Genomic DNA, 16,931 nt, shown 5'->3' with positions numbered 1-16,931 from the left:
CGGACATCGAGCTCGCCGCATAACCCCAGCAACACCGAACCACACCAAACCCGACAGGGGTGCCTTGACGGAAGACATAGAGGCACCCCCCCCGCACTGTGCGCCGGCGAATCCCGAACGCCCCGTTCGCGTCCGGTATACAGCCTCAACCGTCTCCGCGCTCCCATGAAACCTGCACTAATTACTCACCTGACTGCCGCCGTTCCGCGTAATGCATACAGTGGCAGCCGCCTGGCGCGCGACGGCACGCGGCGGCCAGGACACGGAGTGCCGCGAGGGTGCTGGGATGTCCGGCCGAGTGAGATCACCCGGCCGGGTGAAGGTTCACCGCCGTGAACAGCACGGGAGAAGGGGCCAACCTGGGATCGATCCGACGGGCGTCGGTGCTACGCGCACTCCGAGGGCAAGGAACTGGTGCCACGCGGCCGATGCCATGAAGTCGATCGGAGGGTAACGGGACAGCAGTATCGTCGGCACTCCTGGTTCGTATGGCGTGCATGAGACGGCACGATGGAAGTACTCGTCCTCCTGGGAAGCAGCCGGTCCCGACCAGCCGTCCCAACACGGAGGTACTCCAGACCGATCAACGGCTCCTGCTGTTCATCGGAGGACCACGGGCTCTCGGCAGCTGATGGGCGGTGCAGCTGAACCGGGGTGGCGGTCGCACCACCAGGCTGCGGACGAGGACACAATCCGGGCTCGGAAGCATGCCGTTGACCCACCTTGGGCAAGGTTCTCCCTCATGTCTCTCAGGTTCGCGCTGGCGAAACCGTGAATCCCACAGATAGCGTCTACATCCTCGATAAAACTCATTCTCACGGGGAGTCCACTGTGAAGCGCCACACCTTGCCCGTTGCCGCCGCGCTCGCCACGACCGCAGCTCTGCTACTGACGGCGGCCTGTGGTGACGGGGACGACAGTTCCGAGAGCAACGAGAAGATCGCGGGCGCCGACACCACCGACAGCAAGACGTCGGCATCGCCGAGTGCGTCGAACGCCACCGCCGGCATCGACCGTCCGGCCATGACGTTCCCCTCGGACTTCGAGATGACCTTCGACATCGCCAAGCCGTCCGATGCCAAAGAGGCGGCTGCTCTGAGTGACGCGGAGAACTTCGTGCGCGCCATCAACTACGGCATCATCCAGCAAGACCCGCAGGACGCCGCGTACAAGTTCTACTCATCGGTCGGCGGTGCCGCTCAGACCTACGCCAAGAAGCAGATCAAGCAGTACGTCGAAGGCGGTTGGACCGTCACCGGGATCCAGCGTTACTCGCAGGGCAAAGTCGACCTGGCTGCAGACGGCAAGCGCGCGTCCGTCTCCTTCTGCGACGACGACTCGAAGTTCTACGGCAAGGAAGTCAAGTCCAAGAAGACCCTCAAAACCAGTCCGAGCGACAAGGACTACTACTACTTCCAGATCGTCATGACAGCATCCCAGGAAGCCAAAGGCCTGTGGACCGCGGGGGACATCGAGGTGCAGACGGAGGCCACGCAGTGCAAGGCATAAGGCGTCGCACGATCGGTACTGCCGTTTTGATCTCTGCCTTGCTTCTCGCCCCGGCGCACAACGCCTTCGCCGGCGGCCCGATCGACAAGGGCACGACCAACACCGAGAAGGACACCGGCCTCAAAGAGGACGCACTCTACGCGGCGGTCTCCTACGACACCTCGAAGAACGGCTCTGGCTCGTCCGTGGGTCACGTCTCGACCACAGGAACCTCTTGGACGCCTCCGGCCTGCTGGCTCGCCCCCAAGTGGACAGCCAAGCAATTCTCCACCCAGACAGAGTCCGAGTTCAGAAACGTCACGACCGACCCCAACCAGCCCAACTACGCGAAGAACGCCACGAACGAATTCCGAGAGAAGTACAAGAACGGGGAGTACAAGAACTACAACCTCGACAAACAGGACGAGGGCATGTGGTGGGGAGCGGTCGAGAATCCCAACGCTCCTATCCTGGACAGAACGGCATGCAACTCAACGCTACCGTTCTGGGTCGAGAACGGTCAGACTCCCAACGTCAGAAACGTCATTTCACCGGAGATCCTGGCCGGGCTCGCGTATGAACAGATCAAGGTTCCAGGCACCGAGGTGACACTTGCGCCGAGCGGCCCCACCAAAGTCAACCTCGCCACCTGGGCATGGCTGGACAAGGGGGATTTCAAACCCGTCTCCGTCACCGCGTCCATCACCGCACCAGGCCTGAACATGCAGGCCACCACCGTGGCCAAGCCCGTCTCACTGAAGCTCCAGCCAGGAACCGAGGACGCCGAGACCTATCCTACTTCCGGCGAGTGCGCAATCAACGCCGACGGCTCGATCGGTGAGCCGTATGCCACAGGCAAGGCTCACGAGACGCCGCCCTGCGGCATCAAATACCTCCGGTCCTCGGGGGACGGCACGTACCGACTTCAGGCCACCGTCACCTGGCAGATCAGCTGGACCGGAACCCTAGGCACAGGCGGCGACCTGCCCGATGGAACTTTCGGCAACGACCAGGACATCAAGGTCCAGGAAGCCCAAGCCGTGAACCGCTGACAGGTAACGTCTCCACAGAATGAGTTCGAATCGCCCTTGTACGAGGCATATAGAGAGAGCCGAACCGATCTCGTAGCCCGCATATCACGCCGGCGGGACAGCATCATCCTGATACCGTCAACCTGCCGCTTGAAGAGCTTGCAGAATCCGTCAAGCCTACAACGGTCGGGAACAGTTGGTCAGCCGTGGGGAGGGTTCACCGTATGAATGACGCAACACCGCGCACCGCCCTCGATGATCCGGACACCCTAAGCGCTTGGCAGCGGGCACGTCGACGGAGCATCGTGGCAACGACCTTCTGGGTGCTGTCCTTGCCAGGATTTTTCGTGCTGGAGACGGTCCTCTGGGAATCCTTGCTGGTCAGTTCACTCCCGACGTACGTGATGATCGTTTCCGTTATCGTCTCGGTTCTCGGCGTCGCCGTGTCCGACTCCCGCCGGGTGCAATTCAGGAAGATGCACGGGATCCTCGCCACCTACCCCTGGCAGGTTCACCCGCCAGTCAAAAAAACTGCCGCGGCAGATATTAGCTATCTGAAGCTGCCCAATCCCGACGACCGGGGAAAGACTGTCAACGTCGCCGTCCGGCGATATGGACTCACTGGCAAGCGCTGGCGCAGCGCCGTGATCAACGCCCGAACGCAGGGCTTCAGGTTCGCGGGCGACCCACGGTTCGGCGCTGTGATCGCGCTCCAAGGGCTGACCGAGCTGGGGGCCGTACGGCCCACGCATGTGCTCAGCACGAGCAAGGGATTCCGGCCTGCCGACGTCAGCGATGCGGCCTGGCAGCGCGCCCAAGCGGCTGGCATTTCAGGAGAATCGCCGTTCACAGCAGAAGAAACACGCCATCTGCAAACAAGGGGGAAGTGAGGTCCCATGCCTGTATTCACCTACACGCCGCTCGCCGACCAAGACGACATCGAGGACGGGCTTTTCCTCGGCCACCTCGACGTGACAGGAAAGACCGGGACCGCCACGACGCGCAGCGCACACGTACCGGATGGAGGAATGGGGATCATCCTCTTCCCCGCCTTGGTGGATCTGCTCGACGGCGTGGGAGATCTACTACGAAACGGACGCGGTAGGTTCACTTGTTCTAACATCGGGCTACCTCTGTCCTTCAAGCTCAAAGGTCAGACGATGTCAATCAGGCGCCGTTTGAGTGTGATTGATGAGTCGTCGGCGCGGGCTGTCGCCGATGCAGTATGGGCCGCGACAAAGAAACTGTCGGACAGTCATCTGTCACGCGTAACAGCCGCAACCGAATACACCGAGATCATGCAAGACGGCAGCGTCGGATACATCGACTACCGTGTTCAGCTGCCTGCCGCCATGTCGAAGTTTCAGGAAGCACGCAATTTGCTTACGAGCTGAACTGTGTCTTGGCAGGCAAGATGCCCGGCTTATAACCACCGCTGCCGCCCCCACCGCTCAAGCCGTCCAGGATGACGCCGTTGGTATCAAAGCTCGCACCAAAGAATGCGGTATTCACGGTGGCTCGGGTCACGCTCTTCACAAGGCCTTCAACGCCGCCAGTGATCATCTGCCCCCTCGGATTCTTCCCGGCGAGAGTCATCGTTAGATTCCGATACTCCTTACGGGTCAGGTTGGTGAAACTACTGTCGTTGATGACCTTAGGAAGTGCCTTAAAGCCCTTACTGACCAATGGTGTCATGCCAGACCCGATGGCATTTCCGACGAGATTACCCAACGCGTTCTTCCGAACTTCACTCCAGCCTCCGTTGAAGGCATCCTTGAGCGTGGTCTTAAGCTCTCCTGTGGCAAATGCATAAGCGACCTTACGGAAGCCCTTTAGGTCTTCACCCATACGCCACATCTTGATGAGACGGCTGCACGCAATCTCGGCTTTCCTGACGCGCAGCGCCATTCTGAATCCACCCGCCACCTTGCCAGCCTTTGCGAGCATGGCCAGCCGTCCGACCACAGGAATGCAGTCCAGCACCGCGAAAACCAGGTCACCCCAGCCTGCCTTGCCTTGCGAGAACTTAGCGATCGTGTCCGCAAGGACGACCAGGGCCGCAGCCACAATGATGATTACAAGCCAGGGGGCGGCCACGAAGAGCGCGACGATACCCGCAACTGCCACAACAACCTTGCAGACGGTGACAAACCCGTCCCAGTGGTCCACCACCCAGTCCCCGACCTTCTCGTACCACTTCTTGTTGTGGATCCCCACGTCGGAAGCGCTGTGAATGTCGTGGACGAGCCTGGTGGCGGCCTTGTCCTGGTCCTTGCCGGCGTTCTGCGCCTTGGTCCTCAGCTCCGCCAGCTGTGCGTTCAGGCTGTCGACCTTGCTCTGCGCCGCCTTCTGGTGCTCGCTGGCGTGCTGGGCGTCACGGGTCGCCTTGCGCACCTTCGCCGGGTCGGGCGCGGGGGCGTCACCCGTGGGGTTGCTGATCTTGTCCTGCGTGGACTTGGCGGTGTTCGCCGCCGTGGTGGCGCCGGCCAGCCGGGACTGCGCCTTCGAGAGGTCGCCGCGCAGTATCCGCGCCTTGGCGAGCGCGTGATCCGCGGTCGTCTGGGCGTGCTCCAGCTTCCCGGCGTACGTCAACAGCGCGCCTGACACCACCTCGTAGGAGTCGTGCAGCTTCTGCAACTGGCCCGGCAGCTTGCCAATCTGCTCCCTGAAAGCGTCCATGGCCTTGCCGGCCGACTCCTTGAGAACGGAGTCCTTCGAGGCCGAGCGCATGCCCCTGAGTACCGTGGCGACGTCTTCGACGAAGGTCTTGTACCGCTGCCCCTGAAGTTTGACTTCGTGCGGGTCACCGGGCGTCGGGTCGTCGTGCAGGTCAAGGTTGTGCCAGTCGGCGGGGCGGACCATTGGGGGCTCAACTCTCCGTGTCGAGTTCGGCTCGGTGGACGAAGCGGAACGTGCTGGCGATAAGGTCGAAGAGCTCCAGCATGGGTTCGACCAGTGCCAGTTGGGGTGTGCTGGCGCTGATGACGGCGACCTTCGGGTTGCCGTCCGGGAAGGGGATGAGGGTCTGCATCACGACCGCGCGGTAGCTGCGACTGTCGTCGGGGATCTCAATGTCCTCGATGCCTTCGGCCCGCGCCGCCTGCCCTACGTCCGGCAGTTCCACCAGGCGCACGCGCCGCCATGGATCGGTGGGCCGGCGGCCCGGTGCGATCGGCGACAGTACGCTCATCAGCGTGTCCAGTTCGGTGACGGCGGTCTCGCCCGTGGTCTCGTTCACGGCCGCGCGGACACTGACCGTGAGGCTGGCCACCATCGGCTCGCCGTCGACGATCTCACACATGGAACCCGAGTAGACGACATCAGCCTTGCGGGCTTCGCGAGCCACCTTCTTCAGGGTCCTGACCAGATCGGCCTGGTGTTCTCCCAGTTCCGGCCGCTGCTTGACCCGCTCCGCCACGACCTCACGGATCGAGCGGTTCACGGTGGCAGGGTGGACGTCGAACTCGTACCACGTGCTGGGCACCTGGATGTTGATGCCGACGACGTCCCCGGGAGCGGCCTCAGCGAAAGAGTCCCCGGCGTTGGGCTCACCAGCGAGGGAGGCCTCACTTACCACCCTTGCCCTCCTTCTCGTGCTTGCGGACGGCGTTCCGGAGGTCGATGTCGAGCTTGGTCATCTTGTCGACAATCTCCTGCGCCATCTTCGCCACGTTCTCCAGCCCGACGTCGATCTCCTTGCGACCGTCCTTCCAGCCGTGCATGAAGTCTTCCATCGCGTCGAGAGCCGCACTTGAGCCCAGCTCACCGTTACCCAGCTTCCGGTCGACCTGACCCGTGTCATCCATACGCTGCTTGATCGAGCGCAGTTGACCCGCCAGGACATCCAGTCCGGCGAGACTCAGGGCGAGATCACCTTTGGACATGTCCGGTATCCCCCAATAACCCAGAACGCACCTAGGTAACGCAAGTCGCTTTTGCAATGGTGCGACCGGAGCCTATCGCCCGTCACCGGTACGGCGACCACCTGCCGGTCGGTTGCGGCGTACACATTACAAGCGGTTGCTGTGGTCGCCCCGTTTTCCTCCCTCATGGCCGCATAGAAGTCCTTCGACGGCGACTGGAGCGGAGCAGCCGGTCGCCTCCTTGTGTAGTGGTACAGCCACTCGGGCGGCCCTCCGTCCGTCGGAACGCACGCACGCGCGTCATCGCCGCGTTCACCGCCGAGGACGCCGTCCTCAAGAACCCGCTTATCGCGTTCGAGACCGACCGGCTGCGCCTGCGCTTCGCGGACGGTTCGTGGATCAGTCTGACGACGGAGGAGACGCCCAGCGACCTGTACAGGCACATGACGCGGCGATCCCGGCCGAGCCGTTGGCAACTCACCGAAGACTGAACCTCGTACCATTCGCGCGCGTCCAGACGGCAGCATGTGGGCCCTGGAGCAGTTGCCCCCTTGGACTCCTCGATGCCACTCAGCGGCCGCATGAAGCTAGCCCACTTCTGCGAACATACAGACGTGGGCGTCCAGGGTCGGCCGCGGGCGACCACCGACCGTCCGGCCCGCGGGCGAAACCGCTGCCTTCGGAGCCGGTCCGTCATGCGGTCCGTTCCTGGCCGGGGACGGGCTGGTCAGCTGCCTCGGGAAAGAACTTCCGCGACGACGCGTACATCCCGAAGTAGGGATAGAGGGAGGGGATGTCGGCGCCTCCCTGCCGAGCGGCCACCACGATCCTGCGGTAGAGACGGACCCTGCACCGCATGTTCCGCGTGCTGTGGTCGCGCAGATCCGCCAGGCGCAGCAGGAAGATTCCCACGCAGAGGGCGATGAGCAGTAGTGCGTCCACGACGACGAACGCCGTCTGGAAAGCACGAGACTTCTGCGAGGCCACCAGATCCCAGAACGGCCAGGCACCGAACCCGAGAACGAGGACGGGGATTGCGAGGAGACATCCGAGCGCACTGCCCCTCTCCGTGTCCTGACGCCGCTGGAAGAGCAGCCAGTGCACGGCCCGGTCATCGAGGAAGTCGAACCGCACATCCCGGCCGTACTGTTTGGCGGCGGCCCGGGCGGCCGGGACGGCCGCGATGACCGACGAGGGGATCATGTCCCGGACGGTTGCCGAGTCGTCGACGAACTTTCCGGGATCAATCACGCTGTAATCGCCCATGGGTCGGTTCTCCTCATCCAGCCGGTACCAAGGCCGTGTGGAACCATGCCGAAGAGCGGCTGGATGGGGCGGGGCTCCAGACTTGGTACCTCGGATCCGACACCGGCCTCCAGGCTCACGTTGATGCGCCACGGCGAGTGCGACGGAGCGCGTCAAGCGCTCCGTCGCACTCAAGTCCCGCTTCAAGTGCGGACTTGACTAACCCTTGGCCTGCTTCGCCAGCTGGTCGTCCAGCTGCTCGTACGCTTCCTTGGCCTTCTTCAGGAAGTCCGAGAGGCCGTGCAGGCCCTGGATGGTCTTCGTCGCTCCCTTGGTGAAGTCCTTCATGGAGTCGTCGTACGCTCCCGAGGCCTTCTGGGTGGTGAAGCCGTTCTCCACCAGGGCGCTGACCCGCTTCTCCACGTTCTTGATCTTGTCCTCAAGCTCGTGCATGTCCTTGATCAGGTCACCCGCGACCTTCTCCATCTCGGCATAAGTAAGGTCCGTGTCTTTGCTGGCCATGACGGCTCCCTCCCGTTCGTGTGGCCGCAGGGCCTTCCCCCGTGGCACCTTCCGCGCGGATCCTTGGCCATGACATGGCCGTCCGCACGAGCAAAGATCCTACGGTGGTGACACGCGGGACCGCACGGTGCTTGTGCGGTGGAATCGTGAACCGTGCGCATCCCGTTGCACCCGGGAAAGGGCGGGCGGCTAAGGTCGCTTCCACTGTGCTGGGTGCTGTCGGTGTGTGTGGGGGGACGTAACGTGCGCCTGAGTCTGACCGTGGTCGACCCGGTCGGCGGTGCCACCGCCGACGTCGTGCTCGACGCGGATCCCGAGTCGACGGTCGGTGACGTCGCCAGGGAGCTGGCCCGCCAGGTCGGCCTGGCGTACCCGGCGGGGAACGAAGGGGCCCAGGTCATCCCCATCGGCACCCATCGCGGCGCCGATCCCGCCCTCCCGGCCGCCACCGGCCCGCACGCCTACGTCGACGGATACGCCCTCGACCCCTCCGCCACCGTCGTCGGCTCACCGCTGCGCGACGGCGTCGTCGTCTCGCTGCACGATCCCGCCGGCTGCCTGCTCGGCGAGCCCACCGGCATCGTGGAGTTCCGGATCGCCGGCGGTCCGGCCGCCGGCGCCGTGCACCGGCTCGGTGTCGGGCGCTACGACATCGGCACCGGCCCCGCCTCCCACCTCCGCGTCGAGGACCCCGAACTCCCCTCCCGCGCCGCCACCCTGACCATCGCCATCGGCGGCACCTGCAAACTCGACGTCCACGACAAGGACGGCGCCCGGCTGGACGGCGAGGAGTTCGAGAGCGGCGCGGACTGGCCGCTCGACTCCCAGATCGGCCTCGGCAACTCGCTGTTCGAGATCGCCGCCTACACCCCGCCCAACGCCGCCCTCAAGTGGTCCGACGACGGTGCCGGGCTCGACTACAACCGGCCCCCGCGGCTGCGCCCCGCCGAACGGCAGACGCACTTCGCGCTGCCCAACCCGCCCGGCGACTACGAGGCCCGGCCGCTGCCCTGGCTGATGGCCCTGCTGCCGCTGGTCGGCGCCGTCGTCTCGGTGATGATGTTCGGGCGCTGGTACTACCTGATCATGGCGCTGATGAGCCCGCTCATGCTCTTCGGCAACTACTTCATGGACAAGAAGCACGGCCGCAAGTCCCATGCGAAGCAGCTGAAGGAGTACAAGGAGCACAAGGCGCGGATCGAGGCGGAGGCGCAGGAGGCGCTGGTCGCCGAACGGTCGGAGCGGCGGGCCGCGGTGCCCGACCCGGCCGCCGTGCTGACGTACGGGACCGGGCCGCGGACCCGGCTCTGGGAGCGGCGGCGCACCGACGCCGACCACCTCCTGGTCCGGTTCGGCACCGGGCGCGTGCCCTCCGAGGTCGAACTCGACGACCCCGAGCAGGACGAGCACAAGCGCAAGGTCCGCTGGTACATCGAGGACGCCCCGGTCGGCCTGTCGCTGCGCGACCTCGGGGTCATCGGGGTCGCCGGGCCGGGTGACTCGGCGCATGCGCTGGGGCGTTGGGCCGTCGCCCAGACCGCCGTCCTGCACAGCCCCATGGACGTGCAGTTCTACGTCCTCACCGACCACGACGCCGGCACCCGCTGGGACTGGGTGCGCTGGCTGCCGCACGTCCGCCCCGGCGGCGGCCAGGACGTGAACGTCCTCGTCGGCACCGACTCGGAGACCGTCGGCGCCCGCGTCGGCGAGCTCACCCAGCTCCTCGACGGCCGGCAGAAGGCCCTTCAGCAGGGCGGCCGGAGCAGGACCGACGGACCCGCGTTCAGCGATCCGGACATCGTGGTGGTGTGGGACGGGTCGCGCCGGCTGCGCTCCATGCCCGGTGTCGTACGGCTGCTGCGGGAGGGGCCGGGCGTCGCGATCCGCTCCATCTGCCTCGACGAGGAGGAGCGCTTCCTCCCCGGCGAGTGCCAGGGCGTGGTCGTCGCCGAACCGCACACGACGGGCCAGGGGGACACCCCGGCGGCCGTGCCGCAGCAGGCCGTCGGCGGCTTCCCCTCCTTCCAGGCCTGGCACCCCCAGCAGCAGAGCGAGGAACAGGCCCCGCAGGAACTGGAGTTGCGGCTGCGCGTCGAGCAGAGCGGAGCGCTGCGCAAGCGCGACGTACGGCCCGACCTCGTCTCCCCCGCCTGGTGCGGCCGGCTGGCCCGCTCCCTCTCACCGCTGCGGGACATCAGCGGCGAGACCGAGGACTCGGCACTGCCCGGCGCCAGCCGGCTGCTCGACGTGCTCCAGCTGGAGCCGCCGACGCGGGACGCGGTGGCCGCCCGGTGGCGGATGGGCGGACAGTCGACCATGGCCGTCATCGGGGAGTCGTACGACGGCCCGTTCGGCATCGACCTGCGGCGCGACGGGCCGCACGGCCTCATCGCCGGTACCACCGGTTCGGGCAAGTCCGAACTGCTCCAGACCATCGTGGCGGCGCTCGCCGTCGCCAACACGCCCGAGAACATGACGTTCGTCCTCGTCGACTACAAGGGCGGCTCGGCGTTCAAGGACTGTGTGAAGCTCCCGCACACCGTGGGCATGGTCACCGACCTCGACGCCCACCTCGTGGAGCGCGCCCTCGAATCCCTCGGCGCCGAGCTGAAGCGGCGCGAGCACATCCTCGCCGCCGCCGACGCCAAGGACATCGAGGACTACCAGGACCTGGTCCGGCGCGACCCCTCCCGCTCCCCGGTGCCCCGACTCCTCATCGTCATCGACGAGTTCGCGTCGATGGTGCGGGACCTGCCCGACTTCGTCACGGGACTGGTCAACATCGCCCAGCGGGGGCGCTCCCTCGGCATCCACCTCCTGCTCGCCACCCAGCGGCCCTCCGGTGTGGTCTCCCCCGAGATCCGCGCCAACACCAACCTCCGGATAGCGCTGCGCGTGACCGACGCCGGGGAGTCGACCGACGTCATCGACGCGCCCGACGCCGGGCACATCGCGAAGAGCACACCGGGCCGGGCGTACGTCCGGCTGGGCCACGCCTCGCTGGTGCCCTTCCAGTCGGGACGGGTGGGCGGCCGGCGCCCCGGCGCCGCCGACCCGGCGACCCTCGCCCCCTGGGCGGGCGCGCTGTCCTGGCAGGACCTCGGACGGGCCGCGCTGCGCAAGCCCAGGTCCGAGGCCAAGGAGGACGACGAGATCACGGACCTGAAGGTGCTGGTGGACGCCGTGCGCGAGGCCAACACCGCGCTCGCCATCCCGGCCCAGCACTCACCGTGGCTGCCCGCCCTCGACGACACCCTGCTGCTCGACGACGTACCGACCCCGCGGGCGCAGGGCACGCTGCCCGCCGCCCCGTACGGTGTCGAGGACCTGCCCGCCGACCAGGCCCGCCGCGCGGTCGCCGTCGACTTCGCGACCTTCGGGCACCTCATCGTCGCCGGTGCCCCGCGCACCGGGCGTTCGCAGGTGCTGCGGACCATCGCCGGTTCGCTGGCCCGCACCAACTCCTGCGCCGACGTGCACCTGTACGGCATCGACTGCGGCAACGGCGCCCTGAACGCGCTGACCCGGCTGCCGCACTGCGGTGCCGTCGTCGGCCGCAACCAGACCGAGCGCGTCCAGCGGCTGATGACCCGCCTCTCGGGGGAGCTGAGCCGACGTCAGGAACTGCTGGCCGACCGTGGGTTCGCGGACATCGGCGAGCAGCGGGCGGCCGTCCCGGAGGAGGAGCGGCTGCCGCACGTCGTGCTGCTCCTGGACCGCTGGGAGGGCTGGCTGCCGACGCTCGGCGAGCTGAACCACGGTGACCTCACCGACCAGGTCATGGTGATGATGCGGGAGGGCGCCAGCGTCGGCATCCACCTGGTCCTCACCGGTGACCGGCAGATCCTGGCCGGCCGGATCTCCTCCCTCACCGAGGACAAGTACGGTCTGCGGCTGGCCGACCGGGCCGACTTCTCGATGCTGGACATCAACTCCCGCAAGGTTCCCGAGGAGATCCCGCCGGGCCGCGCCTTCCGCAGCGAGACGGCCGCGGAGACGCAGTTCGCGCTGCTCGCCGCGGACACCACCGGGCAGGGGCAGGCCGCCGCGATCGCCGCGATCGGCGAGGCGGCCGACGCCCGGGACGCCGGGGTCCCGCGCTCGCGGCGGCCGTTCCGGGTGGACGTGCTGCCGAGCCGGATCTCCTTCGAGGACGCCTGGGCCATGCGCGACCCGGCCGCCTCGGCCTCCCCGCTGTGGGCCCTCGTCGGCGTCGGCGGCGACGAACTGACCGCCTTCGGGCCCGACCTGGCGCAGGGGGTGCCCGCGTTCGTGATCGGCGGACCCGCCAAGTCCGGCCGTTCCACGACCCTGTTGGGCTTCGCCCGCTCCTACCTCGCGAACGGGGTACGGATCGTCGTCGCCGCGCCCCGGCAGTCCCCGCTGCGGGAACTCGAAGGCCGGGAGGGCGTGTTGAAGGTCTTCACCGGCCGGGACGTCGACGAGGACGAGCTGGAGGAGATCGCGAACACGGCCACCCCGGCCGATCCGGTCGTGGTCCTGGTCGACGACGCCGAGGTGCTGGACGACTGCGACGCCGAGGACGTCTTCAAGCGGATCGTCGAACGGGGTGCCGAGGAGGGTCTCGCCGTCGTCATCGCAGGTGACGAGGACGAGATCTGCGACGGCTTCTCCGGCTGGCAGGTCGACGCCAAGAAGGCCCGCCGGGGCATCCTGCTCTCCCCGCAGGAGTCCGGTTCCGGCGAGCTGATCGGCATCCGGACCACCCGGGCCATGGTCGGCGGGCCGATCCAGCCCGGCAAGGGCATGCTGCACCTGGGCAGCGGGGAGCACGTGACCGTCACGACCCCGCAGTAGCGGAGGGAGACCTCGGACAGGGGCCCACAGGGGCCCACAGGAAGCCCGGTCAGGGACTCGGGACAGGGACTCGGGGCGAGGACTCAGGGCCGGGACTCGGGGCGAGGACTCGGGGCAGGGACTCAGGGCCGGGACTCGGGGCGAGGACTCGGGGCAGGGGCGGTGTCAGTCCCCCGTCCTGGACATCACCGCCACCGGGTTCCCCTCCGCCGAGCTGTCCGACGTGTAGACGAGGTCGCCGTGGCTCGGGGTCAGGTAGACGGTGTTGGTGTCGGGGTCGCAGCCGTCGTGGTTGCCCTCGGCCCCGGTCGAGGACGCGACGAGTCTGGTGGCCGTCACCGACCTCAGGGTCAGGATGTCCGTGCAGACCCCGCCCAGCTGGTCGGTCTGGCGCAGGCGGCCCACCTCCCGGCCGACCCTCGCCTGTTCGACGGTGACCCGGAAGGTGCCGACGGGCAGGTTGCCGGACAGGGCGGTCGCCGTGCCCTCCCAGGTGCCGAGGTAGGCGGCCGGGACCGTACCGGAGGCCGAGGAGCCGGACGGGGCGGTGGCGCCGGCGCCCAGGGAGGCGGACACGGACGGGGTGGCTCCCGAACTGTCGGCTCCCGCCGCGCTGTTGTCGCCGCCGCCGGTCCACGGCTGGACCAGGAAGCCCAGCCCGGCCGTCACCGCGGCGAGCGCGCCGGCCACGGCGAGCGCCACCGTGCAGCTCACCCGGCGACCGCGGCCGCCCTCCCCCGGCACGGAGGCCGCGCCGACACTCACCGACAGCCCACCGGGCTTCCCCGGCCCCGCCGTGCCCACCCGCCCCGTCGTACCCGTCGTACCCGTCGGCACCACGGTCTCCGCCATACCGCCCACCACCGGCACCGCGGCCGACCCCGACCCCGACCCGCCGAACGACCCGCCGTCCACCCCACCGACCGGTGCGGCGGACGGTGGCACAGGCGGTGGCACAGGCAGTGGCACGGACGGTGGTGTGTTCGGGGGCGGCCCGACGACCGGTGCCGCGGTCGGCGCGGACCCGGCCGGCGGCGCCATGGCCGACGGCGGTCCGAACTCCCCGGCCACGGCCACGGAGGGACTGCTGAACTCCACCGGCCCGGAAACAAACCCCACGGCCCCAGCCACGGCCCCCGAATCCTCCGCCGCCTCCGCCGCCTCCGCCGCCTCCAGGTTCAGTACCTGTACGGCGCTCCGGCTCACCCGCTCCACCAGTGCCCCCGGCAGCCACCCGCCGGTCACCAGCCGCGCGGCCCCCTCCGGAGCGAGCCGCCGTGCCACCTCGGCCGGGCCCGGCCGCCGCCCCGGCTCCTTGGCGAGACACGCCTCGGCCACCTCCCGCAGGTCACCGCCGAGCGAGCCGAGTTCGGGCTCCTCGTGGACGACCTTGTAGAGGAGGGCGGCGGAGGAGTCGCCGGGGAAGGGCGGTTCCCCGTTCGCCGCGTACGCGAGGACCGCGCCCAGCGAGAAGACGTCCGCGGCCCCCGTCGCCCCCTTGCCGAGGATCTGCTCGGGGGACATGTAGCCCGGCGAGCCGATCGAGACCCCGGAGGAGGTGAGGGACGCCGTGCCGTCCGTGGCCCGGGCGATGCCGAAGTCGATGAGGAGCGGGCCGTCGAGGGTCAGCAGTACGTTCGACGGCTTCACGTCCCGGTGCACCAGGCCCAGTTCGTGCACCGCCGTGAGCGCCTCCGCGAGCCCCGCGCCCAGCGCCCGTACGGTGTGCGCGGGCAGCGGGCCGCCGCCGTTCACGGCGTCGGTGAGGGACGGACCGGCGGCGTACGCGGTGGCGACCCAGCGCACCGGCGCGTCCGGGTCGGCGTCCAGGACGGGTGCCGTCCAGGCGCCGCCGACCCGTCGCGCGGCCTGCACCTCGCGGCGGAAGCGGGCCCGGAACTCCTCGTCCAGCGCGAAGTGCGGGTGCACGATCTTCACGGCCACGGTCCGGCCGCCGGCCGAACGGCCCAGGTAGACCCGGCCCATACCGCCGGAGCCGAGCCGGCCGAGCAGCCGGTAGGGCCCGACGGTCCTCGGTTCGTCACCCGCGAGCGGCCGCATGCGCCCCCACCCCCCTGAGAGTCCAGGCAGCAGCGTAGGCGCTAGGGCCGGAGCAGATCGACCTTCACGTCGGCCGGGAAGCCGGTGGTCGGGCCCACCCGGCGGGCGAACTCCTCGACCGCGGCGAGCTGCGCGGCGCCGAAGCTGAAGTCGAGGGTGGTGAAGTACTGGGCGAGGGTCGTCTCGTCGAACGCCTCCCAGCGGGCGGCCTGTTCGGCGACCTTGGCGACCTCCTCCAGGGAGAGGTTGCGGGAGTCGAGGAAGGCGCCGTGCACCTCGCGGGTGATGCGCGGCTCGCGCTCCAGGTAGTCACGGCGGGCCGCCCAGACCGCGAAGACGAACGGCAGGCCGGTCCACTGCTTCCAGAGCGCGCCGAGGTCGTGCACCTGGAGGCCGTAGCGCGGGGCGTCCAGCAGGTTGGCGCGCAGGGCGGCGTCGCCGATGAGCACCGCCGCCTCCGCCTCCTGCATCATCAGGCTGAGGTCGGGCGGGCAGGTGTAGTAGTCGGGCCGGACGCCGAAGCGGTCGGCGAGCAGCAGCTGGGCGAGGCGGACCGAGGTGCGCGAGGTGGAGCCGAGGGCGACCCGGCGGCCGTCCAGCTGGTCCAGCGGGACCTGCGAGACGATCACGCAGGACATCACGGGGCCGTCGCAGCCGACGGCGATGTCCGGGAACGCGACCAGGTCGTCGGCGTTGCGCAGGAACTCGACGAGGGTGATGGGCCCGATGTCGAGGTCGCCGCGCACCAGTCGCTCGCTGAGCTTCTCAGGGGTGTCCTTGGTGAGCTCGAAGTCGAGGAGGGTGCCGGTTCTCGCGAGCCCCCAGTAGAGGGGCAGGCAGTTCAGGAACTGGATGTGTCCGACGCGCGGCCGGGTGCGAGAATTGTCCACATCGCGAGACTAGACCCCATGGGGTACGGTGCTGGGACCGCCCCCGCCGTCAAGAGTCCCCAGGGATCATTCAAACGTCCGGGTGACGTGATCTTGGCCTCTGTTGCTTTCGGCTGCCCACATGCTAGGCTCGCCGCAAGTTGCAGTTTGGTTTCCCTTGCAGTACAGAGCCTGCGGAGCATGTAACCGCGGGCTCTCGTCGTTTTCAGACATATGCAGTTGTGCGGCACTTAGTTTGTTTTCACACTTGCAGGTTCTGGAGCAGGGCGACCCTTTTGAGCCCAAGGAGGGCTTATGGCTACCGGAACCGTGAAGTGGTTCAACGCCGAAAAGGGCTTTGGCTTCATCGCCCAGGAAGGCGGCGGCCCCGACGTCTTCGTCCACTACTCCGCGATCAACGCCAGCGGGTTCCGCTCCCTCGAGGAGAACCAGCAGGTGAGCTTCGACGTCACGCAGGGCCCGAAGGGTCCTCAGGCGGAGAACGTCACCCCCGTCTGATCCCAGACAAACCAAGTCTGATCGCAGACTGAGTGCAGTACCCAAGGAGCCCCGCGCCGTCAGGCGACGGGGCTCCTGCCTTTCCCCGGCCTTTCCGCCGCTCGCCCGGATGTGCCGTGCGACGGACGGGAACGCGGTCCCGGGCGTCGGAGACGCGTACGAATACGGAATATCGCCGCGATACGTCAGATAATCCCCATGGTTCAATTCCACGCTTTCTTCACGTGGCCTGCCCTTAACCCGCCCGTCGCATACGAAGAGGCGCTCGACCGTCCCCGGAATGTGCGGCTCCGAGACCCGCGGCGGAGGCCGGGTGAGCCGGGGGGGTGACCCGATCGGCCGAGCCGGGGACTCGGCCCGATGGCGGAACCGAAGCGGTGCCCCGGGCCGCCCCGGGCCGCCCCGGGCCGGTCGGCCGCTCGGGCGGCCGCTCACGATCGGCCGAACCCGGCCCGGTGAACCGGCTCCGCCGGGCCCTCGCCGCCCCGGTCCGCCCCTCCTGATCCCGACGGCGT

13 protein-coding genes are annotated in these 16,931 nt (G+C 68.0%); 6 read left to right on the top strand and 7 right to left on the bottom strand.

Annotation, left to right across the window (positions count from 1 at the left end; genetic code table 11):
• Nucleotides 1-831: 831 nt before the first annotated feature.
• The 4 genes from ACZ619_RS43720 (at nucleotide 832) to ACZ619_RS43705 (ending at nucleotide 3,913) form a co-directional block, all read left to right on the top strand.
• Nucleotides 832-1,509 carry a hypothetical protein gene (locus tag ACZ619_RS43720; RefSeq protein WP_469611544.1) on the top strand — a complete coding sequence of 226 codons (678 nt, stop codon included), beginning with the start codon at nucleotides 832-834 and terminating at the stop codon, nucleotides 1,507-1,509.
• Nucleotides 1,497-2,540 (top strand): hypothetical protein, encoded by a 1,044-nt coding sequence (locus ACZ619_RS43715; RefSeq protein WP_469611543.1) that lies wholly within the window; start codon nucleotides 1,497-1,499, stop codon nucleotides 2,538-2,540. The genes ACZ619_RS43720 and ACZ619_RS43715 overlap by 13 nt, the downstream gene beginning before the upstream one ends.
• Nucleotides 2,541-2,824: 284 nt before the next feature.
• Complete coding sequence (locus ACZ619_RS43710) at nucleotides 2,825-3,409, top strand: hypothetical protein (protein WP_469611542.1); 585 nt, start codon at nucleotides 2,825-2,827, stop codon at nucleotides 3,407-3,409.
• A gap of 6 nt (nucleotides 3,410-3,415) precedes the next feature.
• Nucleotides 3,416-3,913: a hypothetical protein gene (locus ACZ619_RS43705; protein ID WP_469611541.1), complete on the top strand. Its 498-nt coding sequence runs from the start codon at nucleotides 3,416-3,418 to the stop codon at nucleotides 3,911-3,913.
• Here the strand turns inward: ACZ619_RS43705 and ACZ619_RS43700 are convergent.
• The 5 genes from ACZ619_RS43700 to ACZ619_RS43680 form a co-directional block, all read right to left on the bottom strand.
• Nucleotides 3,903-5,381 (bottom strand): putative T7SS-secreted protein, encoded by a 1,479-nt coding sequence (locus tag ACZ619_RS43700; RefSeq protein WP_469611540.1) that lies wholly within the window; start codon nucleotides 5,379-5,381, stop codon nucleotides 3,903-3,905. The two genes, ACZ619_RS43705 and ACZ619_RS43700, sit on opposite strands and share 11 nt — an antisense overlap.
• A gap of 7 nt (nucleotides 5,382-5,388) precedes the next feature.
• Nucleotides 5,389-5,961 (bottom strand): hypothetical protein, encoded by a 573-nt coding sequence (locus ACZ619_RS43695; RefSeq protein ID WP_469611539.1) that lies wholly within the window; start codon nucleotides 5,959-5,961, stop codon nucleotides 5,389-5,391.
• Nucleotides 5,962-6,085: 124 nt separating this feature from the next.
• A complete protein-coding gene (locus tag ACZ619_RS43690; RefSeq protein ID WP_469611538.1) occupies nucleotides 6,086-6,403 on the bottom strand; it encodes a hypothetical protein in 318 nt (105 codons plus the stop codon).
• 672 nt (nucleotides 6,404-7,075) lie between these two features.
• Nucleotides 7,076-7,648: a hypothetical protein gene (locus ACZ619_RS43685; protein ID WP_469611537.1), complete on the bottom strand. Its 573-nt coding sequence runs from the start codon at nucleotides 7,646-7,648 to the stop codon at nucleotides 7,076-7,078.
• Nucleotides 7,649-7,846: 198 nt separating this feature from the next.
• Nucleotides 7,847-8,149 carry a WXG100 family type VII secretion target gene (locus ACZ619_RS43680; protein WP_046726478.1) on the bottom strand — a complete coding sequence of 101 codons (303 nt, stop codon included), beginning with the start codon at nucleotides 8,147-8,149 and terminating at the stop codon, nucleotides 7,847-7,849.
• Between the two features lie 243 nt (nucleotides 8,150-8,392).
• On the opposite strand from ACZ619_RS43680, the gene ACZ619_RS43675 reads away from it, so the two are divergent.
• Nucleotides 8,393-12,967, top strand: coding sequence for an FtsK/SpoIIIE domain-containing protein (locus tag ACZ619_RS43675; RefSeq protein ID WP_469611536.1), 4,575 nt, complete (start codon nucleotides 8,393-8,395; stop codon nucleotides 12,965-12,967).
• Between the two features lie 165 nt (nucleotides 12,968-13,132).
• On the opposite strand, the gene ACZ619_RS43670 is transcribed toward ACZ619_RS43675, so the two are convergent.
• Together ACZ619_RS43670 and ACZ619_RS43665 are read right to left on the bottom strand one after the other, a co-directional pair.
• Nucleotides 13,133-15,028 (bottom strand): serine/threonine-protein kinase, encoded by a 1,896-nt coding sequence (locus ACZ619_RS43670; protein ID WP_469611535.1) that lies wholly within the window; start codon nucleotides 15,026-15,028, stop codon nucleotides 13,133-13,135.
• A 41-nt stretch (nucleotides 15,029-15,069) separates the two neighbouring features.
• Complete coding sequence (locus tag ACZ619_RS43665) at nucleotides 15,070-15,918, bottom strand: menaquinone biosynthetic enzyme MqnA/MqnD family protein (protein ID WP_469611534.1); 849 nt, start codon at nucleotides 15,916-15,918, stop codon at nucleotides 15,070-15,072.
• Between the two features lie 294 nt (nucleotides 15,919-16,212).
• Here ACZ619_RS43665 and ACZ619_RS43660 point away from each other — a divergent pair, with 294 nt between their 5' ends.
• Complete coding sequence (locus ACZ619_RS43660; RefSeq protein ID WP_003992177.1) at nucleotides 16,213-16,416, top strand: cold-shock protein; 204 nt, start codon at nucleotides 16,213-16,215, stop codon at nucleotides 16,414-16,416.
• The last annotated feature ends 515 nt before the right edge of the window (nucleotides 16,417-16,931 follow it).

It is taken from the genome of Streptomyces sp. NPDC104367 (assembly GCF_055583825.1).
This window is presented reverse-complemented; position numbering and strand designations above follow the sequence as displayed.

Coding starts and splice junctions, on each gene's coding strand:
- ACZ619_RS43705 (WP_469611541.1), top strand. CDS start 3,416: ATGCCTGTATTCACCTACACGCCGCTCGCCGACCAAGACGACATCGAG.
- ACZ619_RS43700 (WP_469611540.1), bottom strand. CDS start 5,381: ATGGTCCGCCCCGCCGACTGGCACAACCTTGACCTGCACGACGACCCG.
- ACZ619_RS43690 (WP_469611538.1), bottom strand. CDS start 6,403: ATGTCCAAAGGTGATCTCGCCCTGAGTCTCGCCGGACTGGATGTCCTG.
- ACZ619_RS43685 (WP_469611537.1), bottom strand. CDS start 7,648: ATGGGCGATTACAGCGTGATTGATCCCGGAAAGTTCGTCGACGACTCG.
- ACZ619_RS43680 (WP_046726478.1), bottom strand. CDS start 8,149: ATGGCCAGCAAAGACACGGACCTTACTTATGCCGAGATGGAGAAGGTC.
- ACZ619_RS43670 (WP_469611535.1), bottom strand. CDS start 15,028: ATGCGGCCGCTCGCGGGTGACGAACCGAGGACCGTCGGGCCCTACCGG.
- ACZ619_RS43660 (WP_003992177.1), top strand. CDS start 16,213: ATGGCTACCGGAACCGTGAAGTGGTTCAACGCCGAAAAGGGCTTTGGC.